The organism is Bacillus sp. FJAT-52991, from assembly GCF_037201805.1.
GTDB lineage: Bacteria > Bacillota > Bacilli > Bacillales > Domibacillaceae > Bacillus_CE > Bacillus_CE kandeliae.
This window is the reverse complement of record NZ_CP147404.1, coordinates 2,968,733-2,994,067: the sequence shown is the minus strand read 5'-3', so window position 1 is coordinate 2,994,067 and position 25,335 is coordinate 2,968,733. Positions and strand designations below refer to the sequence as shown.

At 39.6% G+C, this 25,335-nt stretch carries 29 protein-coding genes and 2 pseudogenes; 19 read left to right on the top strand and 12 right to left on the bottom strand.

What is annotated here, in order from left to right; translation table 11 throughout:
• Window position 1: 1 nt before the first annotated feature.
• The 4 genes from WDJ61_RS15435 to nagB all read left to right on the top strand — a co-directional run bounded on the left by WDJ61_RS15435 (window position 2) and on the right by nagB (window position 2,980).
• Complete coding sequence (locus tag WDJ61_RS15435) at window positions 2-979, top strand: S66 peptidase family protein (RefSeq protein WP_338751269.1); 978 nt, start codon at window positions 2-4, stop codon at window positions 977-979.
• 192 nt (window positions 980-1,171) lie between these two features.
• On the top strand, window positions 1,172-1,612 hold the full coding sequence (locus WDJ61_RS15430) for an EVE domain-containing protein (RefSeq protein WP_338751267.1): 441 nt from the start codon (window positions 1,172-1,174) through the stop codon (window positions 1,610-1,612).
• Complete coding sequence (locus WDJ61_RS15425; protein WP_338751265.1) at window positions 1,596-2,039, top strand: MarR family winged helix-turn-helix transcriptional regulator; 444 nt, start codon at window positions 1,596-1,598, stop codon at window positions 2,037-2,039. Before WDJ61_RS15430 ends, WDJ61_RS15425 begins: the two co-directional genes overlap by 17 nt.
• Window positions 2,040-2,251: 212 nt before the next feature.
• Complete coding sequence (nagB, locus tag WDJ61_RS15420; protein ID WP_338751263.1) at window positions 2,252-2,980, top strand: glucosamine-6-phosphate deaminase; 729 nt, start codon at window positions 2,252-2,254, stop codon at window positions 2,978-2,980.
• A 296-nt stretch (window positions 2,981-3,276) separates the two neighbouring features.
• Here nagB and WDJ61_RS15415 read toward each other — a convergent pair whose 3' ends face one another.
• The gene (locus WDJ61_RS15415) at window positions 3,277-3,873 is read right to left on the bottom strand and encodes a nitroreductase family protein (RefSeq protein ID WP_338751261.1); all 597 of its coding nucleotides are present in this window, start codon (window positions 3,871-3,873) and stop codon (window positions 3,277-3,279) included.
• A 202-nt stretch (window positions 3,874-4,075) separates the two neighbouring features.
• On the opposite strand from WDJ61_RS15415, the gene WDJ61_RS15410 reads away from it, so the two are divergent.
• Complete coding sequence (locus WDJ61_RS15410; RefSeq protein ID WP_338751259.1) at window positions 4,076-4,387, top strand: helix-turn-helix domain-containing protein; 312 nt, start codon at window positions 4,076-4,078, stop codon at window positions 4,385-4,387.
• Window positions 4,388-4,448: 61 nt separating this feature from the next.
• Here the strand turns inward: WDJ61_RS15410 and WDJ61_RS19150 are convergent, their stop codons facing one another.
• Both WDJ61_RS19150 and WDJ61_RS19145 read right to left on the bottom strand, forming a co-directional pair.
• Window positions 4,449-5,051: a methyl-accepting chemotaxis protein gene (locus WDJ61_RS19150; protein WP_413789104.1), complete on the bottom strand. Its 603-nt coding sequence runs from the start codon at window positions 5,049-5,051 to the stop codon at window positions 4,449-4,451.
• A 171-nt stretch (window positions 5,052-5,222) separates the two neighbouring features.
• A pseudogene (locus WDJ61_RS19145) lies at window positions 5,223-5,759 on the bottom strand (protoglobin domain-containing protein); the annotation flags it as partial.
• Between the two features lie 218 nt (window positions 5,760-5,977).
• On the opposite strand from WDJ61_RS19145, the gene WDJ61_RS15400 reads away from it, so the two are divergent.
• Window positions 5,978-6,373 carry a hypothetical protein gene (locus WDJ61_RS15400; protein ID WP_338751255.1) on the top strand — a complete coding sequence of 132 codons (396 nt, stop codon included), beginning with the start codon at window positions 5,978-5,980 and terminating at the stop codon, window positions 6,371-6,373.
• 59 nt (window positions 6,374-6,432) lie between these two features.
• Here the strand turns inward: WDJ61_RS15400 and WDJ61_RS15395 are convergent, their stop codons facing one another.
• Window positions 6,433-6,747: a thioredoxin family protein gene (locus WDJ61_RS15395; protein ID WP_338751253.1), complete on the bottom strand. Its 315-nt coding sequence runs from the start codon at window positions 6,745-6,747 to the stop codon at window positions 6,433-6,435.
• 161 nt (window positions 6,748-6,908) lie between these two features.
• Here WDJ61_RS15395 and chrA point away from each other — a divergent pair, with 161 nt between their 5' ends.
• Both chrA and WDJ61_RS15385 read left to right on the top strand, forming a co-directional pair.
• Window positions 6,909-8,078, top strand: a complete 1,170-nt coding sequence (chrA, locus tag WDJ61_RS15390; protein ID WP_338751251.1) for a chromate efflux transporter — start codon at window positions 6,909-6,911, stop codon at window positions 8,076-8,078.
• Window positions 8,079-8,221: 143 nt separating this feature from the next.
• On the top strand, window positions 8,222-9,388 hold the full coding sequence (locus WDJ61_RS15385; RefSeq protein WP_338751249.1) for an FtsW/RodA/SpoVE family cell cycle protein: 1,167 nt from the start codon (window positions 8,222-8,224) through the stop codon (window positions 9,386-9,388).
• An 81-nt stretch (window positions 9,389-9,469) separates the two neighbouring features.
• On the opposite strand, the gene WDJ61_RS15380 is transcribed toward WDJ61_RS15385, so the two are convergent.
• Window positions 9,470-9,631 (bottom strand): hypothetical protein, encoded by a 162-nt coding sequence (locus WDJ61_RS15380; RefSeq protein WP_338751247.1) that lies wholly within the window; start codon window positions 9,629-9,631, stop codon window positions 9,470-9,472.
• A gap of 144 nt (window positions 9,632-9,775) precedes the next feature.
• Here WDJ61_RS15380 and WDJ61_RS15375 point away from each other — a divergent pair, with 144 nt between their 5' ends.
• The 7 genes and pseudogenes from WDJ61_RS15375 to WDJ61_RS19135 all read left to right on the top strand — a co-directional run bounded on the left by WDJ61_RS15375 (window position 9,776) and on the right by WDJ61_RS19135 (window position 15,885).
• Entirely contained in the window at window positions 9,776-10,570 is a 795-nt protein-coding gene (locus WDJ61_RS15375; protein WP_338751245.1) for a FixH family protein, read from the top strand.
• A gap of 246 nt (window positions 10,571-10,816) precedes the next feature.
• Window positions 10,817-12,040: an efflux RND transporter periplasmic adaptor subunit gene (locus WDJ61_RS15370; protein WP_338751243.1), complete on the top strand. Its 1,224-nt coding sequence runs from the start codon at window positions 10,817-10,819 to the stop codon at window positions 12,038-12,040.
• The gene (locus WDJ61_RS15365; protein WP_338751241.1) at window positions 12,015-12,704 is read left to right on the top strand and encodes an ABC transporter ATP-binding protein; all 690 of its coding nucleotides are present in this window, start codon (window positions 12,015-12,017) and stop codon (window positions 12,702-12,704) included. Before WDJ61_RS15370 ends, WDJ61_RS15365 begins: the two co-directional genes overlap by 26 nt.
• Window positions 12,694-13,935 carry an ABC transporter permease gene (locus WDJ61_RS15360; protein ID WP_338751239.1) on the top strand — a complete coding sequence of 414 codons (1,242 nt, stop codon included), beginning with the start codon at window positions 12,694-12,696 and terminating at the stop codon, window positions 13,933-13,935. Before WDJ61_RS15365 ends, WDJ61_RS15360 begins: the two co-directional genes overlap by 11 nt.
• A gap of 272 nt (window positions 13,936-14,207) precedes the next feature.
• Window positions 14,208-14,378, top strand: coding sequence for a hypothetical protein (locus tag WDJ61_RS15355; protein WP_338751237.1), 171 nt, complete (start codon window positions 14,208-14,210; stop codon window positions 14,376-14,378).
• 304 nt (window positions 14,379-14,682) lie between these two features.
• Window positions 14,683-15,123: pseudogene (locus WDJ61_RS19140) on the top strand (protoglobin domain-containing protein); the annotation flags it as partial.
• Between the two features lie 54 nt (window positions 15,124-15,177).
• Window positions 15,178-15,885 carry a methyl-accepting chemotaxis protein gene (locus WDJ61_RS19135; protein ID WP_413789103.1) on the top strand — a complete coding sequence of 236 codons (708 nt, stop codon included), beginning with the start codon at window positions 15,178-15,180 and terminating at the stop codon, window positions 15,883-15,885.
• 34 nt (window positions 15,886-15,919) lie between these two features.
• Here the strand turns inward: WDJ61_RS19135 and WDJ61_RS15345 are convergent, their stop codons facing one another.
• Together WDJ61_RS15345 and WDJ61_RS15340 are read right to left on the bottom strand one after the other, a co-directional pair.
• On the bottom strand, window positions 15,920-16,555 hold the full coding sequence (locus WDJ61_RS15345; RefSeq protein WP_338751233.1) for a FusB/FusC family EF-G-binding protein: 636 nt from the start codon (window positions 16,553-16,555) through the stop codon (window positions 15,920-15,922).
• Window positions 16,556-16,685: 130 nt separating this feature from the next.
• On the bottom strand, window positions 16,686-16,949 hold the full coding sequence (locus tag WDJ61_RS15340; RefSeq protein ID WP_338751231.1) for a CD3324 family protein: 264 nt from the start codon (window positions 16,947-16,949) through the stop codon (window positions 16,686-16,688).
• Window positions 16,950-17,198: 249 nt separating this feature from the next.
• Between WDJ61_RS15340 and WDJ61_RS15335 the strand changes: the two genes are divergently transcribed.
• Window positions 17,199-17,759 carry a TVP38/TMEM64 family protein gene (locus WDJ61_RS15335; RefSeq protein WP_338751229.1) on the top strand — a complete coding sequence of 187 codons (561 nt, stop codon included), beginning with the start codon at window positions 17,199-17,201 and terminating at the stop codon, window positions 17,757-17,759.
• A 73-nt stretch (window positions 17,760-17,832) separates the two neighbouring features.
• Here WDJ61_RS15335 and WDJ61_RS15330 read toward each other — a convergent pair whose 3' ends face one another.
• A complete protein-coding gene (locus WDJ61_RS15330; protein ID WP_338751227.1) occupies window positions 17,833-18,288 on the bottom strand; it encodes an N-acetyltransferase in 456 nt (151 codons plus the stop codon).
• Window positions 18,289-18,460: 172 nt separating this feature from the next.
• Window positions 18,461-19,015, bottom strand: a complete 555-nt coding sequence (locus WDJ61_RS15325) for a DUF6241 domain-containing protein (protein ID WP_338751225.1) — start codon at window positions 19,013-19,015, stop codon at window positions 18,461-18,463.
• A 598-nt stretch (window positions 19,016-19,613) separates the two neighbouring features.
• Here WDJ61_RS15325 and WDJ61_RS15320 point away from each other — a divergent pair.
• From WDJ61_RS15320 to WDJ61_RS15310, 3 genes are read left to right on the top strand one after another with little or no spacing between them, the layout of a single operon-like run.
• Window positions 19,614-20,300, top strand: coding sequence for a response regulator transcription factor (locus tag WDJ61_RS15320; RefSeq protein WP_338751223.1), 687 nt, complete (start codon window positions 19,614-19,616; stop codon window positions 20,298-20,300).
• Window positions 20,301-20,303: 3 nt separating this feature from the next.
• A complete protein-coding gene (locus WDJ61_RS15315) occupies window positions 20,304-21,671 on the top strand; it encodes a HAMP domain-containing histidine kinase (RefSeq protein WP_338751221.1) in 1,368 nt (455 codons plus the stop codon).
• A gap of 9 nt (window positions 21,672-21,680) precedes the next feature.
• A complete protein-coding gene (locus tag WDJ61_RS15310) occupies window positions 21,681-22,598 on the top strand; it encodes a PepSY domain-containing protein (protein WP_338751219.1) in 918 nt (305 codons plus the stop codon).
• A gap of 38 nt (window positions 22,599-22,636) precedes the next feature.
• Here the strand turns inward: WDJ61_RS15310 and WDJ61_RS15305 are convergent, their stop codons facing one another.
• The 3 genes from WDJ61_RS15305 to WDJ61_RS15295 form a co-directional block, all read right to left on the bottom strand.
• Window positions 22,637-23,089 (bottom strand): OsmC family protein, encoded by a 453-nt coding sequence (locus WDJ61_RS15305; protein WP_338751217.1) that lies wholly within the window; start codon window positions 23,087-23,089, stop codon window positions 22,637-22,639.
• Window positions 23,090-23,324: 235 nt separating this feature from the next.
• Entirely contained in the window at window positions 23,325-23,924 is a 600-nt protein-coding gene (locus WDJ61_RS15300) for a class I SAM-dependent methyltransferase (RefSeq protein WP_338751215.1), read from the bottom strand.
• Between the two features lie 123 nt (window positions 23,925-24,047).
• The gene (locus WDJ61_RS15295; RefSeq protein ID WP_338751213.1) at window positions 24,048-25,082 is read right to left on the bottom strand and encodes a Cj0069 family protein; all 1,035 of its coding nucleotides are present in this window, start codon (window positions 25,080-25,082) and stop codon (window positions 24,048-24,050) included.
• Window positions 25,083-25,335 lie beyond the last annotated feature (253 nt).

Sequence of the window (25,335 nt, the reverse complement as noted above, 5' to 3'; positions counted from 1 at the left end):
CATGCAACCTGCGCGTTTACAGCCTGGAGATGAAGTACGAATTATCGCCCCATCAACAAGCATGGCGGTAGTGAAGGGGGAGCAAGTAAAGCTAGCCACCGAGCGATTAGAAAGCTTTGGCTTTCGCGTCACATTCGGCCGCTATGTGGATGAACATGATATGTTTTTTTCTACCTCTGTGGAAAATCGAATGGAAGACTTGCATGACGCGTTTCGCGATCCAAATGTGAAAGCGATTTTTACCGCGATTGGTGGCTATAATGTTAATCAGCTTTTATCGCATATTGACTTTGAATTGATCAAAGAGAATCCAAAAATATTATGCGGATATAGTGATATTACCGCTCTGCAGCTGGCCATTTACGCCAAAACAGGACTCATTACATACTCAGGTCCCGCATTTTCTACTTTTGGGATGAAGCACTTGACTGATTATGTCGTGCAAGGGATGCTAACTGCCTTAACGAATGATGCCCCATTTGAATTCGAACCCTCTGACCAATGGAGTGACGACAAATGGTATTTAGAACAAGATCAGCGAACCTATTACCTGAACTCAGGTCATTTAATCGTTAGAGAAGGAAAAGCGGAAGGTCGTCTCATCGGTGGCAACTTAGGCACGATCAATCTTTTGCAAGGAACGGAATTTATGCCATCTTTGAAAAATGCGGTGCTATTTATTGAAGACGATAACGAGTCCCATTTAATGACATTTGATCGGCAATTACAATCGCTCCTGCACTTGCCGGATGCGAAGGATTTAAAAGCCGTGCTGATCGGCCGCTTTCAAAAAGAATCCAATGTGACCGAATCCGCACTGATTACTTTGTTGGAAAATAAACCTGAATTGGCACACATTCCGGTGATTGCCAACCTCGATTTCGGCCACACCGACCCGCTTGCCACCTTGCCAATCGGCGGCTGGGCTGAAATCGTGGCCGAAAATGGGAAGACAGATATTCTGATTAGCGGAAATTAAATAAATCGACCTTTCAGTATTTAGTGAAAGGTCGATTTTTAATAGAGTGGAGTGGGGCTTTGTGATCGTTTCTTCGACGTTGTGGGAACTTTCTTCAACAATCGAGGAATTTTTCAAGCTTGACTCCATTTAGTAAGTGCACGTATTATTTTAATAAGTGCACTTACTAAATGAGAGATAGGAGATAATAGGATGAGTACAAAATTTTGGATGGGTGTTGTATCTGAAGAACATGTTCGTGTAGGGATCAATGGTGAGTTTGCTCAGCTTTGTCATGGAAAAGCGGCACCATTAAAAAGAATGAAGCAAGGAGATTGGATCATTTACTATTCTCCGAAGACTAGTTATCCTAATGGAAAGCCGTTGAAATATTTTACTGCAATCGGCAAGATCAAAAGTGGAGAGGTGTATCAATTTCAAATGTCACCCGAATTTATTCCGTTTAGGGTGGATGTTGACTATGTCGAATGTCGAGCAATTAGCTTTGATCAGATCAAATCGAAATTGAATTTTTATCAGACGACTTCAAATGTAGGTTTATTATTTCGGAGGGGACATTTTGAAGTGAGTAAAGAAGATTTTCTAACTATCATAAAAGAAATGGGGCTTTGTATTAATGAATTGGATGTCTAAATTTGATGACCCGAATGAAAGTACTGGGTTTTTGCTGTGGCGTGTTTCTCAAGATTGGCAAAGAACGATAACAAAAGAACTTTCTGAAGTAGGGCTTACTCATGTGCAGTTTGTTCTGTTAACTGCATGTGATTATCTGGTCACAACTGAAAGCCATGTTACCCAGAAAAAATTAGCCAGTTTTACAAAAATAAATATTATGATGGTTTCTGATGTCGTGCGGACACTTCAAACAAAAGGATTAATAGAGAGAAGTAAAAATCCGCGCGATAAAAGAGAAATCTTGTTAACTCCTACGAAAGAAGGTACTGAAAAAGTAAAAGTAGCTTTACCAATAGTAGAAAGAGTGGATCAAACATTTTTTGAAGTTCTTAAGCAGGATCAAACCAATTTCAACAAGCAACTATTGGAATTGTTAGATCGCTAGAAGCAGAATGATAGAACAAAAAACAACAGAGAAAAAATGTTTACAAACCTCAAATCAGTAATTCAACTTCCTTAACTGGTATAGACAACCAATAAAATACATGCTATTCTTTTTGAAAAAATAGAACATACAAATTTTTTCGGTTAGTAAAAATTACCATTAAAAATGTCGATTGATAGCTTACCGATCGCATTTAAAAGGAGAAAATGAACTTGAAGATTATTAAGGTAAAAGATTATCAGGAAATGAGTCAAAAAGCGGCAGAGCTGATTATTGCTCAAGTGAAGAAAAATCCAAAACTTGTCCTTGGTTTGGCGACAGGTAGTACACCTGAAGGGCTATATAAAAATTTAATAGAAGACCATCGTTCAAATGGAACAACTTATAAACAAGTAACCACATGTAACCTTGATGAATACATCGGCTTACCAAAAGAGGATCACAATAGCTATTATGCTTTCATGAAGGGGCATTTATTTGATCATATCGATGTTCTAGCTGAAAATACGAATTTACCGAGTGGAGAAAAAGAAGACCGATCAGCTGAGTGTGCAGCGTATGAGGCGCTTATTCATGAAGCAGGTGGTATAGACGTACAAGTGCTTGGCATTGGCGGCAATGGACACATTGGTTTCAATGAACCTGGCACACCGTTTGATTCACTTACACATATCATCGAACTTGATGCATCGACGAGAGAAGCTAATGCTCGCTTTTTTAATAGTTTAGAAGAAGTGCCAACTCAAGCTATTACAATGGGTATTCAAACCATTATGAGTGCAAAAGAAATTGTTTTGTTAGCATCAGGCACAGCAAAAGTGGAAGCGATCTCAAAATTGTTATCCGGAGAAATCACGGAGGCATTCCCAGCATCATGCTTGCATCAACACCCAAATGTAACGATCATCGTTGACGAAGCAGCCTTAAACGAAAATAAATAGATAGTACAAAAGCTGTCGGAGAATGACTCTCGGCAGCTTTTTTAAATGAAAAAAGAAAAGCGCCGACCAGGTCAAAGAACGGTTGCGAAGGTCAAAGAAAGCGTCCAGAAGGTCAAAGAACGGATGCGAGAGTCAAAGAAAGCGGCTAGAAAGCCAAAGAATGGATGGCAAAGGTCAAAGAAAGCGCCGATAAAGTCAAAGAACGGCTGCGAAGGTCGAAGAAAGTAGCCACAAAGTCAAAGAAACCTCAAAAAACGAGGCTAGCTCCATTTTGGGAGCCAGCCTGTTGGTCTTTATTATTTAAACACTTTTACGCGTTCGTTGATTGGTTGGAATTCTTTGTCGCCAGCAGGAGCAACTGGTTTTCCGAACGGCATTTGAGACATCAGTTTCCAGTTTTCAGGCAAGTTCCACTTTGTGCGAACTTTTTCGTCAATCAGTGGGTTGTAATGCTGAAGTGTCGCTCCGAAGCCTTCTTGTTCTAATGCTGTCCAAACGATGTATTGAAGCATGCCTGAAGATTGCATGGACCAAAGAGGAAAGTTGTCTGCGTAAGTTGGGAAGCTATCTTGAAGCCCTTTGACAACTGCTTCATCTTCAAAGAAAAGAACGGTACCGTGACCTGCTTTGAACATTGCCATTTTTTCCTCTGTTGGACCGAATCGGTCAGCAGGCACTATTTCTCTTAATGTGTCTTTTGTTAGATCCCAAAGCTCATCGTGTTGTTCACCAAGAAGAACGACGGCACGGCCGCTTTGGGAGTTGAAAGCAGTTGGAGCATGCTTAACTGCAAACTCGACAACTTCTTGGATTCTTTCATCTGATACGGTTTGTTCTTTACTGATGGCATACATGGAACGTCTTGCTTCTACAGCTGAATAAAAATTTGTCATGATCTTTCCCTCTTTTCTGTTATTTGTACTTTGCTGTCAAGTTATTGACAGTATGTACATAAATAAATGTTTTATTAGTTACCTTTCGAAACTTAGTATAAAATCATTTAATGTTAAAGTCAAGTAACTTCATTTAAAAAAGTGTAAAGGTATCTTTTTCAAGAAAAAAGGGGTATAATTATAATGTAAAGAGGTGAAAGAAATGAAAGAAGTTCAGCTTTGTCCTAAGTTTGAAAAGGCGATGCAGATGATGGGGAAGCGTTGGACAGGATTGATTATTAATCAGTTATTGATGGGACCTCAACGATTTTCAGAGATAAAATCAGGTTTCCCTATTAGCGGGAAATTATTGACGGATCGACTAAAAGAAATGGAAGAAGAGGGATTGGTGACACGCCAAGTCTACCCTGAGGTTCCAGTTCGTGTGGAATATGAACTAACGGAGAAGGGGCGAGCGCTTGAGGCGAGCGTGAAAGAAATTGAGAAGTGGGCCCATCATTGGGTAGAATTATAATTAAATAAGGCCGAACAAAACCAGAGGATATCCACGCAAAAAGGACATTCTCTGGTTTTGTTTAGTTAGAATATAAATATTGCTCTGTTGAATCGTTTAATGTGACCGCAGAATGCGCGACTTCTTCCGAGGCATGCTCAATTTCTGTAATAATTCTAGACAATTGTTGAAGCTGGCTCTCGATATAACGGTTTTGCTCCTTTGTGCTACCAATTAATTCAAGCAATTGATTGAAATCGTCATCGGTCTGTGCCATGCTTTTGATTCCTTTATGGACAAGGTTATTTACAGTTTCGACCGACTGGCTCACTTGTCCGATTAACGAATTCGTTTTTAAAATATGTTCAGATACGCTCGAAGTGGATGTTTTCGTTTGATCGGATAATTTTCGAATTTCTTCCGCAACAACGGCAAAACCTTTTCCGTATTCTCCAGCTCTTGCTGCTTCAATGGAAGCATTAAGTGCAAGCAAGTTGGTTTGCCCAGCAATATTTCCAACAATCGTGATTACTTCGGTAATGCTTGAAGCAATTTGATTTAATTCAGTTGAGAATGTTTGAATGTCAGTGACGGCTTTTTGAATTTCAGACAGCTTTTGTCCTTGTTCTTTCAGCTGGTTTTGACCTTGTAGGGAGTGGCTTGCTGATTCATCAGCCAGTGACATCCCTTCCTGCGCTAACAGCAAAATAGAATCAGCTTGTGAACTAAGCTCTTTTAAAGAGGCTGAAGTTTCTTGAGAAATAGCTGCCAACTCTTGTGACACATTATGAACTTTGTTAGTTAGTGCACCTTTGCGCTCGCTCTCAATCAATTGGATACGCTCAAATTCAATTTCATAGGATTCAATGACAAGCTGTTGCTCTAAGTTTAAAAGTTTTGAAACAGCACGCACGAGCTCCATTTGGTCTTCCTTAGACACGTTCATATCAGCAATGATAGTGAAAAATGAATTTTGTAAATCTTGAAAGGCGGATAAATACCATTTTGTTTTTAGACCAATTTTGACATGCATATGAGCAATACTGATCCGTTTTTGTAAAAAGGACTCATCGATTTCCCCATTAAAAAGCTCTTGAATATGTCTTCGTAACGTTTTTTTTAGGCGATCTACACTACTGTTTTCTCTAATGATCTCCATTAAGTTAGATTGTTTCATAAGTTTAGAATAAAAAGAGTCAATAATGGAGTCTAGATGTTTTTCAATTTGTGGTTGAAGGAACTTAAGCATCCGTAAATCCTGTTCTGTTAATTGAATCATTTCTAGTTGTTCATATAGCTCCGACCCTGATTTTACTGATAATTTAACATTTGATGTTGCTACAATAGATGAATGAATGTGATTATTAGCAGCTTTTGACTTAAAAAATTTCATTTCCCCACTCCTATATTTCAATCTCTCTCTATTTTTATCTCAGTGTACCGTACTTTAGTCAATCGTGCTATGAGATTGCACATAGTAAACAAGTCCATTTTATAGGTAATGGATTTGTTTGGGAAATCGGCTGATTGTATGGTATTCCTCATTCAATTATTCTTTTCTCGTTATTCATGGCATACATTTTAGAAAATGAAAAAGGGGTGGGAGGCGCTATGAGGCTTAGCGAATTTCTTTACAACCCGTATATTATGTGTGTTATGATGGTTTGTTTGTTCACGGCATTTCTCGATATTTTCTATGTGAGCTGGGCGCTAGTGGGCGTGTCGTTGATCGGAGGGGGATGTTTTTTTCTTTATATACTAGCTGTCTATCGATTGGTTCTCTATCGAGGCATCCCCCGACATGGAAAGAAGGAAGATCATCTATTTATGTCCCTTTGGTATGCATGGCCTTTATATGTATTAAGTACCATCGTTATGTTTTTTTTCTTTGGGGAACTATGGGCGCTTTTTTATGCAACAGGGGGATCAGTGGGCATTCTTGTGAGCGAATGGATTCAAGTTAAAAAAGTGGTAGAAAAGCGAAAACCAAAAATGAAGGCTCAGTAAAGACGGCAAACTAAAACATAACAGGGGTCAGATATTAAAGTTGACCCCATGCCTGGTGCTTATACGCTTTGCAAAAATTGGATGACTTGTTCAGGTGATTTGGCGTGTGCACTATGAAGGTGAGCTGTTTTTTCTCCGTTTTTATAAATCAAAAGACTTGGAATGCCCATAACCTCGTATTTTTCAGCTAGTTCTGGGAATTCGTCTCTATTGATTTCGTACCAGTCGTATTGGCTATATTCAGCGATAATGTCATCAATGAACATATCCATGCGGCGGCAATCCGGGCACCATCCAGCAGAAAACTTCATAATAACAGGCTTTTCCTGGGAAATTAATTGTTGAAACTGTTCTTCACTTTTAACAAATTCCATTATGTCTCCTCCTTCAAATAGATATCATGTGTAATTGTAGCGTGATCTGTACGTCGGAACAAATAAAAGATTTTAATTATGTAAAGCTTTTGTTAAAATGCTGAAATTCACCATTCATTTTTTTATACTAATAATGAAAAAGTAACGTTTTCGGAGGGTCTATGGGAAGATATTTAGAAATTTTTCTTGTGTCATTAAAGCTGGGCTTGACGTCTTTTGGGGGACCGACTGCCCATCTTGGTTATTTTCAAGAGGAGTACATACAAAAAAGGCGTTGGCTAGATGATCAACGCTATGCAGAAATCATTGCCATTTGTCAGTTTCTACCTGGTCCTGCGAGCAGTCAAGTAGGTATAGCGATCGGAATGTTGCGCGGTGGGATGCTAGGTGGTTTTCTTTCGTGGTTTGGATTCACGATGCCTTCTGTTGTTGTGTTAATGTTGTTTGCATTATTTTTGCAACACTCTACCTTTGATGCAGAGTATTTAATTTATGGACTGAAAATTACGGCTGTAGCGGTCGTTGCCCATGCTCTTTCGCAAATGAGCAGTCAGCTGACACCAGATAAAGGAAGAAAAACAATCGCGATCATTGCCGCTATTTTCATTCTTTTATACCCGACAGCGATTAGTCAAATTGCGATTATTGTTACAGCTGGGATCATAGGAGCTTTCGTTTATAAGGATCAAAAAATGTCGTCTGAGCTCTCTTTCGACTTTGGTATTGGTAAGAAAAGTGCCGCATTTGCTTGGGTGTTATTTTTCGGATTATTAATTTTACTTCCTCTTGGTCGAGATAGCGTTAACCATATGTTTTATAGTATGTTTGACACCTTTTTTCGAGCAGGGTCGATGGTGTTCGGTGGTGGACATGTCGTCATGCCGATGCTTGAGAGAGAAGTTGTTCCTTCAGGCTGGATGACGGAAGAAGCCTTTTTAGCGGGATATGGAATGGCTCAAGCCGTACCGGGCCCGCTGTTTACCCTTGCCTCTTATTTGGGTACAGTGATAAGCGGAGTGTCGGGTGGATTGCTAGCTACAGTGGCCATTTTCATGCCGTCCTTTTTGCTGCTGATCGGGACATTACCGTTTTGGGGCTGGCTTCGAGGTAAAAGTTATTTTTCAGCCGCGCTAATTGGCATTAATAGTGCGGTTGTAGGTATTTTATTAGCGGCACTTTACGATCCTGTATTTACAAGTGCGGTCAAGAATTCACTTGATCTCGCTTTAGTACTGATCGTTTATGTTGCGATTGCGGTTTGGAAGCTCCCAGTTTGGAAAATTGTTCTTGGTGTGATATCTGTTAGTTTATTGTTCACATTTTTTGGATAAGTACGATAAATCTTGATATATCAAGGGCTAGAGTCGTATGGGTCGAATAAAGGGATGTTTTATCGGATGTTTAACTGTTGTTAAATTGCGCAATAAGGTTATAATGTAGTAGGCGTAATTTATTTAGAAAGAGGAATCGTTCGATGACTTCTCCAAATCAAAATTCTAGCCGGATTGATTTCGGCTTAATATTAATTCTGTTAATGTTGTTTGTTGTGAGCGTTGTAGCTATTTATAGTGCTCAGACGACTGGTCAATATGGAACCAACTTTGTATTGAGACAAACGATTTATTATATTATTGGAATTGTAATTGTCTGTATTGTGATTAGATTTGACTCGGACCAATTGTCAGCCATGTCATGGTATTTGTATGGTTTTGGTTTGTTCATGCTCGTTGCTTTAATATTCGCACCAGAGAGTATTGCACCTGTTCGAAATGGAGCAAAAGCTTGGTTTGATTTTGGTCCAATTTCGATACAGCCGTCTGAGTTTGTCAAAGCATTTTTAATTTTGACACTTTCAAGGGCCATAGTCACCCATCATCAAAATAATCCTGTGAAGACGATACAATCAGACTTTATGTTGTTGATTAAGTTAGGAATCATTACGTTAGTTCCGCTCTTGCTTGTTATAAGAGAGGATCTCGGAACGTCGCTTGTATTTATTTCGATCCTTTTAGGAATGATCTTTGTTTCAGGGATTACATGGAAAATATTAGCTCCTTTGTTTGGATCAGCAACTGCTTTAATTGTTGGTATTTTTTATCTTGTACTCTATAACCCTATGGTTTTAGAGAAATACCTTGGAGTGAAGCAGTATCAGTTTGGTCGTATTTACTCTTGGCTTGATCCATACAGTTATGAAAGCTCAACTGGTTTCCATTTAACTAGATCACTACTTGCGATTGGTTCGGGGCAAACAACAGGAAAAGGCTTTGGTACGCGTGAAGTCTATCTTCCGGAAAGCCATACTGACTTTATCTTCAGTATCATTGGGGAAGAGTTTGGCTTTATTGGCGCTAGTGTCGTTGTCAGTTTGTTCTTTTTGCTAATCTATCATATGACGAAACTGGCATTAAATACGAGAATCCCTTATTATTCGTACATGTGTGCAGGTGTCATCTCGATGATCACCTTCCATGTCGTTCAAAACATCGGAATGACTATTGGGCTCTTGCCGATTACGGGGATTCCGCTACCGTTCATTAGTTACGGAGGAAGTTCACTTATGGGGAATATGTTTGCCATGGGATTGATCTTCTCCATTACTTACAATGAACGACGATATATGTTCTCGTCGGAAAACTAAAAAAGGCTAGGTTGAACTGTACCCTAGTTGTTAGACACAATCTAACAATTAGGAGTGCAGTTTTTTTGTTGAACTTCAAGATCAATTAGAAATGTTGTTTCCTTTATCTCGTGCGGATCGCTGCAGTCCATTCGTCGCTGAACAACGCCTTTCACTTTTCATTGTCCAGTTCCAGGCGCTAGCGACTAGTGGACTTCCACGCTCCTCCTTGCGATAAGTCAACATCGATTCACTAGCGTTCATCGTGTTTCCTTTATCTCGTGCGGATCGCTGCAGTCCATTCGTCGCTGAACAGCGCCTTTCACTTTTCTTATAGATTTCGTTTTTTTTTCACATTTATGAGGTATAATATCAAAGCGCAAAAATTTGATGGAAAAGAGGATTTGAATGAAAAAGTTGCTTGTTTTTTTACTATGTTCCCTGTTTCTTGTGGTAACAGGCTGTTCGCAAGAAGAGAAAAAGGTGGAAAATAAAAGTAAGAGTGAAGCGATTGCCCCTTTAGAAGTGAAGATCCAAATGCCTGAGACGGTTAAAGCCAATGAAAATGTGAAAATCGAGGCAGTGGTGACGCAAGGAGAGGAACAAGTAGAAGATGCTGATAAAGTAGAGTTCGAGGTGTGGAAAGCGGATGCTAAGGACCACGAAATGATCGAAGCAAAGCATCAAGGAGATGGCGTTTATTCAATTGAAAAAGGGTTTCCTGAAGAGGGAAATTATTCAGTTATCGCTCATGTGACGGCAAGAGATTTGCATAATATGCCGAAAAAAGAATTTGTTGTTGGAGATCAAGCAGCAGCACCAAAAGCAGATGAGCAAGCAAAGAAAGCGGAAGACCATCATCATCACGGAGATGAGCAAGCAAAGAAAGTAGAAGACCATCATCATCACGGAAATGTCGCGATCGAGTTTCATCCGGATAACAAATGGAAAGCCAACGAAGAAATTACATTAACAGCCCATATCAAAAATGAGGGCCAACCGCTTAACAAGGCAAGAGTCCGCTTTGAAATATGGCAAAACGACAGTGCTAAGCATACATTCATCGATGCAACAGAAGGAAACAACGGACAATACAACGCCCAAACTACCTTCGAAGCTGCAGGAGACTACAATGTGAAAGTCCACGTCGAAAAAGACGAACTGCACGAGCACATAGAAGTAGTAGTGCCTGTCACTCCCTGATAATTTTCGAATAAATGAGTTGTTCACATAAACCAAATAGTGGTTTATGTGTTTTTTTTATAGATATGTATAAGTGTGAATGTTTAATAGAATGGACATGCTTGAAAATTATTTGTAATAAATAAAAGTGTTTGTTAGAATCATGTCGAAGTGTTTTTTTGTATGAAAAAAGATGGTGATGTTGGTTTTGTGAGGTTGATAGATAGAAAGTTAAGGTGAATTGGACATTTAAAAGGAGGTAAATAGATGAGTAAAAAGAAGAAGTGGATCATTGCAATTTCGGTTGTTGTCATACTAGCTTTATTGGCCGGTGGTTACATATTTACAAAGTCTAAATTTAATAGTTCAGCAGGAGAAGGCGAGATCTTCCCAATGAAGGTGAGCGACATGATGGGAGGAATGGAGGCTAGTTCCGGAAGTTTATTCGCTGGAGTGGTTGAGCCAAAGGAAACAGAAAAAATCTTTCTTGACCCTGAGCGTGGAACAGTTAAAGAGGTATTTGTGAAAGAAGGAGACGTTGTAAAAGCGGGTGCGCAACTTTTTTCTTATGAAAATAAGGAAGGAGAAATGGAACTAAAGCAAAAAGGGCTTGAACTTGAAATTGCTAATAGCAGTGTGAAACAGAAAAAATCAGAAATTTGGTCGTTAGAAAAGCAAATCAAAAACGCGTCTGCTGAAGAAAAAACGGCGCTAAGACAACAAGTCACTCAAGCAGAAGCAGATTTAAAGATCGCTCAATTTGAAGTGGAAAAAGCGAATTTAGAGTATCAAGAAATGAAGAAAAAAGTGAACGATAATATTGTTAAAGCAAAAGTAAATGGCATTGTTCAAAAAATTGATGAAGAACAAAAACAATCTGCAGCGGGCGGCAACAATCAAATGGGGCAACAGCAAGCTCCAGGTTCATTTATGCAAATTTACAATACGGACGCTTATTTTGTAAAAGGTAACGTGAACGAATTAATTAAAGATGAGCTCCAAGTAGGTCAAGAAGTGAACGTAGTTAGTCGCAAAGATCCAGAACAAAAATGGCCAGGGAAAATTATCGAAATTGGCAAATTGCCAACAGAAGAAAATGGTGAAGATATGAGCATGGATATGGGCATGGGTGATATGGCGATGAACCCGCAAGCATCCAACTATCCTTTCCAAGTTCAACTAACTGAGCATGAAGGTTTAGAATTTGGCTATCATGTCTTCATTGAATTAAAAGGAGAAGAAGAAGCCCCTCAAGAAGTAACGATCCCAACAGATATGATTGTGATGGATGGTGACAAGTCATTTGTGTGGACGGTCGTTGATGAGAAATTGAAGAAACAAGAAGTAAAACTGGGCGAGGAAATACCAGATATGATGATGACGATCGTTGAGAGCGGCTTAACTAAAGATGATTATGTTGTGTATCCTGATGACACAGTAAAAGAAGGAAAGAAGGTAACTATTGATGATTCACTTGAAGAACATCAATAAATCATATTGGATCGGAAAGGAAGAAGTTCCGATCCTTCATAATATCAACCTGTCCATTGAAGAAGGCGAATATGTGTCGATTATGGGACCTTCAGGCTCAGGGAAATCAACGATCATGAATATTTTAGGCTGCTTAGATACACCAACGTCAGGAGAATATACGCTTGATGGAAACAGCGTGTTATCGCGTAAAGAAAATGACCTTTCCAAGATTCGAAATGAATATATTGGTTTCGTCTTTCAAAACTTTAACTTGCTGCCACGCTTATCCGCTTTAGATAACGTCCAATTGCCTCTTGTGTATGCGAAGGTAAATAAAAAAGAGCGCCGTGAGCTAGCGATTGAGGCGTTAACGAAAGTCGGTTTAGCGGATCGAGTCAATTTTACGCCGACGCAATTATCAGGTGGACAAAAGCAGCGGGTAGCGATTGCCCGTGCGCTTATCAACAAACCGAAATTCATTTTAGCGGATGAGCCTACAGGAGCGCTCGATACCGCTTCTAGTGAGCAAGTGATGAACTTATTTACAGACTTGAATAAAGAAGGTGTGACAGTGGTTCTAATTACGCATGAAGAGGAAATTGCTCAATATGCCAACCGAAGCATTCTTCTTCGCGATGGGGCGATCATCAAGGATGAAAGGAGAGAACCGCATGCTAGATAATTTAAAACTATCCTTTCAATCTATTTTTGCTCATAAAATGCGTTCCATTTTAACGATGTTGGGTGTCATTATCGGGATCGCCTCGATTATTGCGATTGTGGCAATGATTGAAGGCCAAAAAGAAAGCTTGAAATCGAGCCTCGTTGGAACGGGAAATAACTCGATTGCCATTATGTTTCAGTCGCCTGAAGCGGCAGCCATGGGCGGTGAGATGATGATGGGTGGCAGTGAAGAACAGCCACCTGATGTTATCCCAACGATCACGGATGAACAATTAGAAGAAGCGATGGTACCAGACTTAGTAAAATCGATTGCTGTCTTTTACCAAAACTATACACAAGCTTTTCATTTAAATAATTATTCAGATTCGGAATTGTATGCGGTGGATGACAAGTACTTTACCATTTTTCCAATCAAAATCCTTGAGGGTAGAAAGATCGCACCTATTGAGCATGAAAAAGGCAGTCAAGTGGTGATGATTAATGAAGCGACAAGAGATGCTTTGTTCCCTGAAGGAAGCGCGATTAATCAAGTGATTGAGATTAATCAAGTGCCATTTCGAGTTGTCGGTGTGTATGCGGATAAGAAAAGTGAAGAGAATGATATGTTTATGATGGACATGGGTATGGGAAAAATGTATGTACCGAAGTCTGCGTGGCCTCACTTAGGAAGTTTTAATGATATTCCGCAAGTGCTTGTCCAAGCGTATCATTCAGATGAGTTAGAGATGGCAGGGCAAGCCGTTGCTGATTCCTTAAACAGTCATTTGCCTGCTACTTCCACTTGGCAGTACAGCATTCCTAATTTAGATCAAATCATGGAAGAGATCAATGAATTTAACCAAGCCTTTACGCTATTATTAGGAGGCATTGCGAGTATTTCCTTACTCGTTGGCGGCATTGGTGTCATGAATATTATGCTGGTATCTGTCACAGAAAGAACGAGAGAAATCGGTATTAAAAAAGCACTTGGAGCGAAGCGATCTGTGATTCTATGGCAATTCTTAACTGAATCAGCCGTACTTACAAGTATGGGAGGCATCATCGGCGTACTAGTAGGATTAGGAGGAGCAAAAGCAATCTCGTATTTTGCTAACCTACCATTCGCCGCTCCAGTCCCTGCCATCGTGGGCTCCGTTATATTCTCTATGGCAGTTGGCATCATCTTTGGCTTAATCCCATCCATGAAAGCTGCCAAAATGAAACCAATCGACGCACTTCGATACGAGTGAACAGGTGCCTGTCACTCCCCGATTTTTGTCGAACGAATATGTTTGATTTTTGAAAGAAACCTATGCATTCCTCTTATAAGGAGGATGTGTAGGTTTTTTCCTTTATTGATGGTTAATTCCTGCTTTTCTATACTGGAAGATGATACAATATAGAAAATTAAATTTCGGAATAATCTAAATTCATTCAAGCAGGTAAAAGGGAATGCTCCAACTAAATGAAGATATTTTGGCAGTATGGGCGAGTATTTTACAATAAATTGGAGGGTGCGGCTATGAAGGATGTAACACGACAACTAGCGGTTCACTACGAAGAAAAACAGAATAATGATGAAGACAAATGGCATAAGTTTAAGGAATGGGAAAAAGCATTGTTAGATGATTTAATTGCTATTCAAGTAGAGGTGCCTGTCACTCCTCGAATTTTGTCGAAGAGAGACATTTAAGTATGATAGAGTTAAAGGCTTTTGCAAGAGGAGATTTCAAATGGTGTCTGGATTAGGTGAAGACGCCGGAATTTTAATGCAGTGGGGCGTAATTTCATTGTTAAATTTATGTAAAAAATACTAGAAATCATTGACTTGGCATTCGGAAAAATAGGAAAATTGACATATCGTTATTTAGTTATTCCATCCTATTTTTGAGAGGCGGAACAAGCTTATGCTTTTTTAAAAGAGAAAAAGCGACATCGAGAAAGAAAAATACTCATACAGTAAGGAAAAAGTCTCCATTCAACTCGCTGATCCAGAGATGAAACTTCAGCTAGAAATGATTCGGCTGAAGGAGGAGGATTTACAGCGGGTAAAAATGCTAAAGGCTCTTTTAGCGGATCAATTAGATGATGTGATTCACCGCTTTTATCAAGCGGTGATGAAAAGCTCTGAATTAGAGTCGATTATTGAGCGACATTCAACCATTGTACAATTGAAAAAAGTGATTCATCAGCACATCATAGAACTGTTCGACGGGACGATAGATGAGGCATTTATTCATAAACGGTTAAGCGTAGCGAAAGTACATTATCGAATTGGGTTGAAGCCGAAATGGTATATGTGTGCTTTTCAACAGCTGCAGAATGGCCTTGTTCAGAAGATTACCGAAAAGGTTGAAGATCTAACTTTGCAATATCAATGTATTTCTTCTATTTCAAAGCTATTAAGCTTTGAACAGCAGCTCGTTTTAGAAGCTTATGAGAGAGAAACGCAGCTAGCCATTGAACAGGAACATGAGAAGGCTCAAGCGGAGATGACAAATGCCATCGAGAGGACCTCTGCTAGCTTAACCCAAATCGTTTCTGACGGAATGGTAATCACGAAAGAATTATCGAGGAATTCTAATCAGCTATTGACCTCTGTTGATTCAACAAAAGAAAAAGTGAATGAAACTTGTACATTAGCATCCTCTGGGCAAGGGGTGATGGCCAAGTTAAATGCAAGCTTTTCCGAAATGGAGACGACTTCTTCGGATGCTTATCTATTAATTGAACAACTTTCATCTTCGTTTGAAGAGGTCATTCATTCGATGCGCGTGATCACTAACATTGCCGATCAAACGAATCTACTATCTTTAAATGCGGCAATTGAAGCGGCTCGTGCTGGAGAGGTTGGCAAAGGCTTTTCCATCGTCGCCGAAGAGGTAAGGAAATTATCAGACGCCACGAAAACTTCCGCAGACTCAGTTGGTGAGCTTATTGACCGAGCGAATGTCGACATGGAAAAGGTCAAAAATGTGATGAAGCGATTAGATTCACTCGTGAAAACAAATGAATCCTCCTGTTCTAGCGCGAACGAATCTTTTGAAGAAATTGTAAACTCACTCCAATTAACAGTCAATGAACTGCCAAAAGCGAATCATCATATCGAGCTAGTATCCAATTCTACTCATGGCATAAACGAAGCTATTGTTTTTATTAATCAGGCGATTGAATCGTTAAAAACAGAAAAGGTCATATAAAGAAAGAACCTCTACCAAATGAGGTTCTTTTTCATTATTTATTTCTCGCAATGAAGTCATGTAATTGATCGAGTTTGGTCATGTTTTCATTACATGCGTGTTGATCTTGGCAAATATAGTTTCCTCTTTTAACAAAGGTCCCTTGTTGAGGTCCTTTTACTTCCGTCATAAACATGCCGACCGCTTCATATTGATGGCAAAGCGCACAGATGCTTTTTTTCGTTACGGGATTAAATGTTCCGTGAATACCAGTCAATTTATTGTTGTATGGAGCAACAATAAACTTTTTGCCTAAGCCAAGGTCCGCCCAGCTCAAATAAGAAATCTCTTCCCAATTTACTTCCTTTAAAAAAGAAGTCTTTAGCTTCTTCGCTTTTGGGAATAACTTTTTGAGCGTTTGTTCTGTGACTTGTGGGAACGGCATTACATAAGGTTTTAATTGTGCTAACACCGCTTCGGCATCCGCTTTTTCTTCAATCGTAAGGACGGGAGCAAGCACTTGCTGCTGCTCCTCATTCATATTTGGAAACAAAGCAAATATTTTTTCTTTTGCGAGAGATTTCAAGGCTTGAAGAACATCTATATCAGACACACTTGCATGGCCATTCGTAAGAATCTGTGCCTGTGATTTAATAAAATGATATTGATCGCTTCGAATAAACGGTTCCATATTTATCACTCCTCTTTCGCTTTAAGTGTAAAACATTGGTTGGTCTTTGGAAAGGGAGAGAATGAATAAGAAACGAACTTGACATAAAAAAAGCGTCTTCCAGTAAGAAAGACCGCTTTTTTTATGAGATCTATTTCGTATAGACAATTTTCTTAATGGTTTCCACAGAGAGGAAATAATCGTCGGCTAGTTGCGCCAGCGTTCGGCCGTTTTTAAAGGCTTGCTGAATCGAGGCATTTCTGTCGTCGAGCGTTTTTCTGCTTCCTGAACGTGTGCCCCATTGTTGGTAGGCCTTTTTTGGCTTGGGGATATAAATCGTTTCCCCTTGAACATATTTTTGAATTTCGATAATTAACTGCTCTGGTAATACATTGGTCGCTTTTACATATTTCATCTTGCTCAGCCCCTTATTTAAATAGTGAAAAATAAGGTGCAAAGCCAAATAGAATAGGCGATAGTAAGTTAAATGAACGTCCACCCCATGCAAAGTATCGCCATGTTCATATCAGGCTTTGCATGAGTCGATCCAGACTGTGGTAAATAGAGATGATTTACCATTTGACCACCTCCAAGGATTTTAATTCCTATATATTATAAAATAGAATAAAGTTTCTTGCATCTTGTCAGGAAAGGAATTTACAAAATGGAATATATTCAATGGCTGCTGGCTCATCCAGTGCTCTTGTTTTTAATCAGTATTAGTTTAAATATTGCTATCGCAATTTCAGGTGTTTTGCCGAGTGCTTTTATCACAGCGGCCAATATTACTGTGTTTGGATTTAAAGGAGGACTTCTTGTATCCATCATGGGAGAAGCAGCAGGGGCTGTTATTAGTTTTATTCTTTATCGGCATGGTCTCAAGAAATTGAATATACAATTAAAGAACAGATTTTTGAAAAAGTTAGCACAGACAGAAGGGGTGGAAGCCATCTTTTTAGTCCTTCTCCTAAGATTTGTTCCTTTTGTCCCTTCTGGTGCGGTCACGTTGACGGCAGCTTTTAGTCAAATGAGACTGCTTTCTTTTAGTATAGCGAGTACAATTGGAAAAATCCCCTCGCTGTTTATTGAAGCGTATTCAGTCCAAAAAGTGCTGGAATTAACATGGGAATGGCAACTCGCTATTGTTCTTATTATTGTCATCTGCTATATCTTCTATAAAATTATGAGAGCTCAAGGTAGAAAGCGAAATGATTCATGTGAATGACATCACCAGATAACTGAAAAAAGAACATCGGGTCACTTCGAGGGCTCGATGTTCTTTTCGAATGGCAGCTATTTTAACGAATATATTTAATCATCGCCACTTCATCACAGCATTCTAGCTTCGGACAGTTCATGCAATCGATCCAAGTCTTTTCTGGCAGTTCCTCTCTATTAATTTTCTCAAATCCACACTTTGTGAAAAACTCAGTTTCATAAGTTAACGAAATGACTCGTTTCACTTCCAATCTAGCAGCTTCATTGATGACATGGTCAACTAATTGCCGGCCAATTCCTTTACCAGCATGTTCAGGGGAGACGACTAAAGAACGGACTTCTCCAAGGTCCTGACCTAACACATGCAATCCAGCCACCCCAAGAATTTCATTTCCTTCTTTCATTACGTATAGGCTTTGTATTTGCTGATAAAGCGATAAAAGAGAACGCGGCAACACAATCCCCTTCTCCGCATACTCTTGAATTAATTGATAAATCGCTTGCACATCACTCGTTTTCGCATTAAAAATATTCATGATCATTCTCCTCATCATTTTCTGTTATTGTGCCTTTTAGAAGCATCCGTTCAAAGTAGAAAGTAATTATAATTATGCAATAAAATGTTTTAATATGCAATAGACGATAGACAGGTGTCTGTCACTCCTCGAAATTTGTCAAGTGATAGTTAGCAAAAGAAGAAGCGAGAAATCAGTTGTGATTTTTCGCTTCTTCTTTTGTAAAGTTATTCTTTTTAAATGCTTCTTGTTCTTTTTCACTCATGACCCCTTTGGCTTCTCCGATATTCCCATCTTGCATATTCCAAATGACGTTGTGATCATCATCGACTGTTTCGAAATTTCCTTTTTTCCATTTTTCTAAGATGGAGAGGATTCTTTCTTTATTAGGGTAATCATTGACCGATACAATTTCGGTAAGTTGATCAATGCGTTCAGGCGTCATTTCAACTGCTCCCCATTTGTCATCCGCAATAACAAATTGATGCGTCATTTTGTTCATTACGTCTAACACTTCCTGTTCTATGGAGTTAACAGTGACTTCGTTCGTCTCTTCTGTTTCTTGGATATTCCTTACTTGATGAAGATTGATCCCGTCTTTTGTTAACTGCTCTTTAGTAGCTTGTTTCTCTCGATCATTAAAGAAAATAATGAGTTGCATACTACCATAGATGGTTAAAGTAATCAGTAAAATGAAAAATAGTAATATGATACCTATTTTTTTGGAGTTTTTTCTTGTTGATTCCATGATCTATGCTCCCTTAGTTTGCATCATTTTTGTATATCGTGAACAAAGCTATTTAATAACTAATCTCCTTATGATGGAGAGATTCCATTTATGATATATTTTTTACAATTATATCATAAATTAGGTGATTTTCGTCTAGACTCAGCAAAAAGCAAGCATAAGTCTAGAAAAGGGATGAATAACTCAGTAAAGAGCGTCGTCTTCATCAAAAAACTATTCCAAGTCCGTAAAAGTAGTGAGTGATTCAGTAAAAAACGAATCTGGTTCAGTAAATCTCCCTCGTGATTCAGTAAAGAGTCTTAGTTTCATCAAAAAACTATTCCGAGTCCGAAAAAGTAGTGAGTGATTCAGTAAAAAACGAATCTAGTTCAGTAAATCTCCCTCGTGATTCAGTAAAGAGTCTTGATTTCATTAAAAAGCTATTCCGAGTCCGAAAAAGTAGTGAGTGATTCAGTAAAAAACGTATCTGGTTCAGTAAATCTCCCCCTACCAAATTCAGTAAATTCACTATATCTGAAGATTTTTTTCTTCTTTGAGCACAAGGGAGAATTTGCTAAACTTAATTCATGGAAAAAGATTGATAGTTTAGGAGGATTTCATGTTGGAGCGAATTTTGGTTGTGGAAGATGAAGAGAAAATTGCGCGAGTGATTCAATTAGAGCTCGAATATGAAGGATATGAAAGTGCAACAGCTAAGACGGGAATGGAAGCGTTAGAGCAGTTTCGTCATGGGGAATGGGATTTGATTTTACTTGATGTGATGCTACCGGAATTGAGTGGAATGGAAGTGTTGCGTCGCATTCGTTCACAAAATTCAATCATCCCGATTATTTTACTAACAGCTCGTGATTCCGTTGTTGATAAAGTGAACGGGCTCGACCAAGGGGCTAATGATTATATAACCAAGCCGTTTGAAATTGAAGAATTATTGGCTCGCATTCGCGTGTGCTTACGTCTATCGCAAGCCTATAAGAAAGAGGAAGAGAATCCGAAAATCCAAGTAGCTGATCTATCGATTGATGAGAAAATGAGAGAAGTCACAAGAGGAGAGACGCAAATTGAGCTCACACCACGTGAATTTGATCTATTACTCTTCCTGATGCAGCATAACAATCAAGTATTGAATCGCGAGCAAATTTTAACGAATGTATGGGGATTTGATTATTTCGGTGATACGAATGTCGTCGATGTGTATATTCGTTATTTGAGGAAAAAAGTGGATTGTGATTTTGACACGCCGCTTCTTCATACGGTGCGAGGCGTTGGCTATATGTTAAAGGGGTAAAGGATGAAAATAAAAAATAAAATCTATCTTTTCTCAACGGTTACGTTGCTTATCATTTTATTTATTATTAACAGTTCGATTTATTTTTTATTCTCCAAAGTAACGACCGATGGTGAGCTCGATCGCTTAAAGCGAGAGGCGTTACAGATCACAGGTGGCTTAAATCAAGAAGGGGGCGAAAATATTGACCCGGCAACATTGCTGCAGCCATATTTACCAACGAACGGGATGATTCGTATTATTGACCAAGATTCACGAGCGATCGTCACACAGGAAGTGGATAGTAATCAACCGATTCCTGCGCCTAAGCCGCGTTTTGAAAGAAAAGCCACAGATGGTGTATTTGACGCGAAAGAGGTGAAATATGCATATGTCAAGGTTCCGATCATCTGGATGGATGGCCGAGTGATGACGTTAGAAGTCATTGAAAGCCTCGCTGGATTGCAGAAAAACTTGAATATGTTAAAAAATGTTTTATTCTTCGCTTCATTATTCGTATTAATCCCTGCGTTTGTTGCTGGAAGGATGTTGAGCAATCTCATTTTACGTCCAGTCAATTCAATGATTCGAACAATGGAAGACATTCAAGTTCGTGGCATTTTCAAAAAAATTCCGCTTGAGCATCAGTCAAAGGACGAATTGTACAAAATGGGTAACACCTTTAATAAGATGATGGACTTATTACAGCAAAACTTTGAGAAGCAGCAACAGTTCGTCTCTGATGCTTCTCATGAATTAAAAACGCCATTAACGGTGATTGAAAGCTATGCGAAATTATTAAAACGGTGGGGAACGAAAAAGCCGGATGTGTTAGAGGAATCCGTGGAAGCGATCTATTCCGAAGCGGTGCGTATGAAGGCAATGACCAATCAAATGTTATTGCTCGCTAATAATAGTGCCGAGTGGAATTTGAATATCCAAGAAATCGATTTGATCAAGGTGTGCCAAACTGCTACTGACCAGCTGACGAATGCCTATGGACGGAGTTTTCGTCTCATTTTTAGCGAAAAGTCGGTCCCTGTTTTAGCCGATGAACAAAAAATGAAGCAAGTACTTGTTGTGTTGTTAGACAATGCGATGAAATATAGTTCGGATGTGATCGAGATCGATGTAGGTATCCAAAGGGAACGGGCCTTCTTTTCTGTGAAGGATAGTGGGGTCGGCATTCCAGCAGAAGATTTACAACAAGTATTCGATCGCTTCTTCCGTGTCGATAAAGCCCGCAGTCGTGACACAGGAGGAGTTGGGTTAGGTCTATCGATTGCCAAGCGAATTGTTGATGCCCACGAAGGAGAGATTCAACTAGAAAGTGAAGAAGAAAAATGGACGAAGGTGACCGTCTTTTTACCGGACCAAACGAAAAGAGAGTAGGGGGCGAGCATGAAAAGGAAATGGAACATCGTGCTGATTATTTGTTTTGTGCTTGTCGCGGTGGCATTTGGCGTCCAACAAATTGTGGCCAGCATGGATACGAATGTACTAACGGAAAAAGAAGTGAAACAGATTGTGACTGGCCAATACGGCGGGGAGATCGAGACAATGGAGTTAACGAAAACGGGTGAACACTCCATTTATAATGTTCGACTAGTGAACAATCGAGGCACCTATCATGTTGCTGTCAATGCTGAGAACGGTGACATTATGGAGTTAAAAGAAATCTCATTAGCTATGTCTGAGAAGGAAGCGGTCGACCTTGCATTAAAGGTCGTGTCTGGTACGGCAAAAACCGTTAACTTGCGAGAGGATTCGGTGTATGTGGTGGAAGTGGAAACGGCCAACCATGAAACAACGGTCGTTGAAATTGACAAAGCGACAGGCGAAGTGATCACGAAGCGTGTTCAAAAAGAGCAGTCTAGTAAGATTACCGAGCAGCAAGCAAAAGAGATTGCTATTAAGCATGTACCTGGTAAAGTTCTTCAAGTGATGATGCAGTCCAAAGAGGGCAAGCGATTGTTTTTGGTAGAGGTGGAAAAGAATCCAAATGAAACAGTCATGATTGAAATTGAGGAAGCAACAGGGGCGGTTCTTTCAACGAAAGCGGTCATTCCACTGCAAACGAAAATTACCGAGCAGCAAGCGAAAGAGATTGCTTCCGAACAAACCGCTGGTGGATCGATTTCGGATATCGAATTAATCGAAACAAACGGTGGCCCTATATATCAAGTCATCACAGAAAAAGACAAGCAAACGATCGATGTCCGTGTCCATGCGATTACGGGAAATGTACTATCGATTACGACCATTGATCACGATGATGATGACGAAGATGACGACCAAGACGATGAAGATGAGGATTAGGGTCTGACCCTCACTACGGTTAAAAAAGGCTTCTGAGATTATTCAGAAGCCTTTTTAATGGTTGCTTCAAGTTGAATGTCTACATTGCCTTGGAGGGCGCGGCTGATCATGCAGGATGTTTCAGCTTTGACTGCTAGTTTTTGTGCTAAAGTAATGTCTCGATCAGAGGCATCCGTTTTTAAAATAATTGTTGGACGGTGGATGATTGCTTTATAGGTCAAAATTCCACGCGTCACATCGACAATTCCTTCAGACTCCAGCGTGAGCGATTCTTTATCTAACTTACTGACTTCTAGCATTGCAGCAAGGGTGATAATGTAGCAAGTGGAGGCCGCTCCAAGCAACATCTCGTCTGGATTGGTACCAACACCTGGTCCATTCATTTCTGGCGGAATCGATACCTCCGTCTTTAAATTGCCTGCTTCAATTTGTCCGACGCCATTTCGCAAACCGGGCCAACTTGCTTTTAAATGAAAATGATGCTTTGCCATCTCATGTACCCCTTTCTTTTTTGTACCTGTCACTCCTCATATTTCCTCGGAAATAGCTGAATGCCGTCGAGGATGATCGCGATTTATCCCGCATTAACGGGCTGTAAGACCCCCACCTCAACGTGGCAGAAGGAGCGCAGGTATGTAGGTGGGGATCAACAGCCCGTAAACGCCCGATCCGTTCAACTAACAATCAGTAGGGGATGAAGAACCCCCCACTGATTGAAGTTTCACTTTATTTTTTCACTCCATAAAACTGGATCACGTGGGAAAGTCCTTGATGAAGGTTGCCTTCTTGACGCTCTACTTCTCCAATAAAGAAATGTTTGATGTGCCAGTTAGAGAAGGTGGTTAAAAATTCTTCTGGACGGTAAAGCATATTAAGGTCTCGCGGGCCCCCTGTTTTGTAGTGAAGCTGCTCAGTGGAATACACTTCGCAAAGGAAGCTCCCTCCTGTTTTCACCGCTTGTTCGATCTGTTGTAAAGTTCCTACGCGCAAGTCATTGTCAAAGTGACCGAATACACAAGTGATGTGATCCCATGTTTCCTTTTCCCATGGTGCTTCATTTAAGTCGACACACTTTGCTGCCACATGGACACCTTTTTCAGCGGCTAACTTATTTGTCTTTTCCAAGCCTGCCACAGAATAATCCCAAGTCGTTACCGTATGTCCTAAAGATGCCAAGTATACCGCATTTCTTCCCTCTCCTTCAGCAATTGCTAAAACGTTGCCTTGAGAGAGAAGAGAGCCTTTCTCTTGAATAAAAGCATTCGGTTCCTTGCCATAAGCAAATTCTGCTTGACCGAACCGCTGATTCCAATGTTCCTTCGTCATATTTGTATACCCCTTTATGTATTTTTTGACCAGTATACACGATTCGGAGGTGCCTGTCACTTATAAAAAGAGCTGCCTTTAGTCGGTCATTCGACGTTAAGACAGCTCTTTTATCAATAATGCTTAAGCGTACTGTGGAGCTAAAATGCTAATGATTTCGTCAGCAATATCTTCACTTAAAGATAATTCGGATGTAAAGCCTACACATGAGCAGTTCATTTCACCAAGGATATACACATCATTTCCACGCTTATCTGTATCAAGCATGAAATCGGCTGTCCAAATGAGTGGTAAGTCTAAGTTGCCGAGTTTGTTCGTAATGGTACTTAAATTAGAAATAAACAGGTCAACTAAGTCTGGCCAATCACTTGTAGCATCGTAACGATATTGTGCTCCTGAGAATAAAGTTGTTGAAAAGGCATCCTTTTGATTGGCTGGTTTTTTATGAACAACATTCACTGGCGTACGGTGAAGCATGAGGAGGCGAATTTCTCCTTCTTTAATTCTGGGGAGAAATGGCATATCAATAAGCATACCGTTATCTCCTTTAATATATTGCTCACAAAAGGTTAAAAAGTCTCCAAGCTTATGATATTCGACATGGTTATCCTTTGCTTCTGTACATTTTACTTTAGCAGTCAGTGGAATGGCTTCAACATCTATTAGCTGGTCTACTAGTTGAACGCGCCAAATTCCTTCTCCAGTTGAACCGCGATTTTGTTTTAAGACACGTTCTCCATATAACAAAGTCTTTGGAAAAGAGTTTTTGAATGTTTCAATATCGTAATAAGCAAATGTGTCATCAGGAACTAAGTCCGTATCACGAAGTTTTACTAGAACGTCTTTTGCTCCCAAATGAATCATAACATCAGGATGTGGCATTTCTTTAACACCATTATCATAAAGCTTGCGGAGCATATCAAAATAGTTCGCTTCATCTGTCAAATTCCCGGGGTTAATACGACTTAAATAGGCATCGGCTGTATCGGAAACATGTTTCAATATTTCATCTTTCTTTTCGTGAGAGTAAAAAATGACTTCAGCCGTCCAACCACGTTTTTCTATTGATTTTACAATTGGCATTGTATCAGGGCGATATCCATTTGGTCCTTTATCTGTTCCTCCGACAACTTCAAAAATTACGATATGTTTTTTCATTCAGTCAGCTCCTTCTATAGTTCATTAATACTGCTTATAAAATACTAGGAATCGCATCACATAGGAATACTAACGCGAGGGAATTAACAAATTTTACAAATTTTTAACAATTCGAGGGGTGACAGGCACCACCCGAATTATGTCGTAAAATGATAAATGAATATTTGGAGGAAAGTTCCAATGTTCATTTACAATATTTTGATGTACTGATAAAATGTTGTAATGAAGGGGTTTTTGTTTATATGCAAGTATG

Bases quoted from the DNA above. Each gene is read 5' to 3' on its own strand.
- WDJ61_RS15435 (WP_338751269.1), top strand. From the start codon at position 2: ATGCAACCTGCGCGTTTACAGCCTGGAGATGAAGTACGAATTATCGCC.
- WDJ61_RS15430 (WP_338751267.1), top strand. From the start codon at position 1,172: ATGAGTACAAAATTTTGGATGGGTGTTGTATCTGAAGAACATGTTCGT.
- WDJ61_RS15425 (WP_338751265.1), top strand. From the start codon at position 1,596: ATGAATTGGATGTCTAAATTTGATGACCCGAATGAAAGTACTGGGTTT.
- WDJ61_RS15415 (WP_338751261.1), bottom strand. From the start codon at position 3,873: ATGACAAATTTTTATTCAGCTGTAGAAGCAAGACGTTCCATGTATGCC.
- WDJ61_RS15410 (WP_338751259.1), top strand. From the start codon at position 4,076: ATGAAAGAAGTTCAGCTTTGTCCTAAGTTTGAAAAGGCGATGCAGATG.
- WDJ61_RS19150 (WP_413789104.1), bottom strand. From the start codon at position 5,051: ATGTCACTGGCTGATGAATCAGCAAGCCACTCCCTACAAGGTCAAAAC.
- WDJ61_RS15400 (WP_338751255.1), top strand. From the start codon at position 5,978: ATGAGGCTTAGCGAATTTCTTTACAACCCGTATATTATGTGTGTTATG.
- WDJ61_RS15395 (WP_338751253.1), bottom strand. From the start codon at position 6,747: ATGGAATTTGTTAAAAGTGAAGAACAGTTTCAACAATTAATTTCCCAG.
- chrA (WP_338751251.1), top strand. From the start codon at position 6,909: ATGGGAAGATATTTAGAAATTTTTCTTGTGTCATTAAAGCTGGGCTTG.
- WDJ61_RS15385 (WP_338751249.1), top strand. From the start codon at position 8,222: ATGACTTCTCCAAATCAAAATTCTAGCCGGATTGATTTCGGCTTAATA.
- WDJ61_RS15380 (WP_338751247.1), bottom strand. From the start codon at position 9,631: ATGAACGCTAGTGAATCGATGTTGACTTATCGCAAGGAGGAGCGTGGA.
- WDJ61_RS15375 (WP_338751245.1), top strand. From the start codon at position 9,776: ATGAAAAAGTTGCTTGTTTTTTTACTATGTTCCCTGTTTCTTGTGGTA.
- WDJ61_RS15370 (WP_338751243.1), top strand. From the start codon at position 10,817: ATGAGTAAAAAGAAGAAGTGGATCATTGCAATTTCGGTTGTTGTCATA.
- WDJ61_RS15365 (WP_338751241.1), top strand. From the start codon at position 12,015: ATGATTCACTTGAAGAACATCAATAAATCATATTGGATCGGAAAGGAA.
- WDJ61_RS15360 (WP_338751239.1), top strand. From the start codon at position 12,694: ATGCTAGATAATTTAAAACTATCCTTTCAATCTATTTTTGCTCATAAA.
- WDJ61_RS15355 (WP_338751237.1), top strand. From the start codon at position 14,208: ATGAAGGATGTAACACGACAACTAGCGGTTCACTACGAAGAAAAACAG.
- WDJ61_RS19135 (WP_413789103.1), top strand. From the start codon at position 15,178: ATGACAAATGCCATCGAGAGGACCTCTGCTAGCTTAACCCAAATCGTT.
- WDJ61_RS15345 (WP_338751233.1), bottom strand. From the start codon at position 16,555: ATGGAACCGTTTATTCGAAGCGATCAATATCATTTTATTAAATCACAG.
- WDJ61_RS15340 (WP_338751231.1), bottom strand. From the start codon at position 16,949: ATGAAATATGTAAAAGCGACCAATGTATTACCAGAGCAGTTAATTATC.
- WDJ61_RS15335 (WP_338751229.1), top strand. From the start codon at position 17,199: ATGGAATATATTCAATGGCTGCTGGCTCATCCAGTGCTCTTGTTTTTA.
- WDJ61_RS15330 (WP_338751227.1), bottom strand. From the start codon at position 18,288: ATGAATATTTTTAATGCGAAAACGAGTGATGTGCAAGCGATTTATCAA.
- WDJ61_RS15325 (WP_338751225.1), bottom strand. From the start codon at position 19,015: ATGGAATCAACAAGAAAAAACTCCAAAAAAATAGGTATCATATTACTA.
- WDJ61_RS15320 (WP_338751223.1), top strand. From the start codon at position 19,614: ATGTTGGAGCGAATTTTGGTTGTGGAAGATGAAGAGAAAATTGCGCGA.
- WDJ61_RS15315 (WP_338751221.1), top strand. From the start codon at position 20,304: ATGAAAATAAAAAATAAAATCTATCTTTTCTCAACGGTTACGTTGCTT.
- WDJ61_RS15310 (WP_338751219.1), top strand. From the start codon at position 21,681: ATGAAAAGGAAATGGAACATCGTGCTGATTATTTGTTTTGTGCTTGTC.
- WDJ61_RS15305 (WP_338751217.1), bottom strand. From the start codon at position 23,089: ATGGCAAAGCATCATTTTCATTTAAAAGCAAGTTGGCCCGGTTTGCGA.
- WDJ61_RS15300 (WP_338751215.1), bottom strand. From the start codon at position 23,924: ATGACGAAGGAACATTGGAATCAGCGGTTCGGTCAAGCAGAATTTGCT.
- WDJ61_RS15295 (WP_338751213.1), bottom strand. From the start codon at position 25,082: ATGAAAAAACATATCGTAATTTTTGAAGTTGTCGGAGGAACAGATAAA.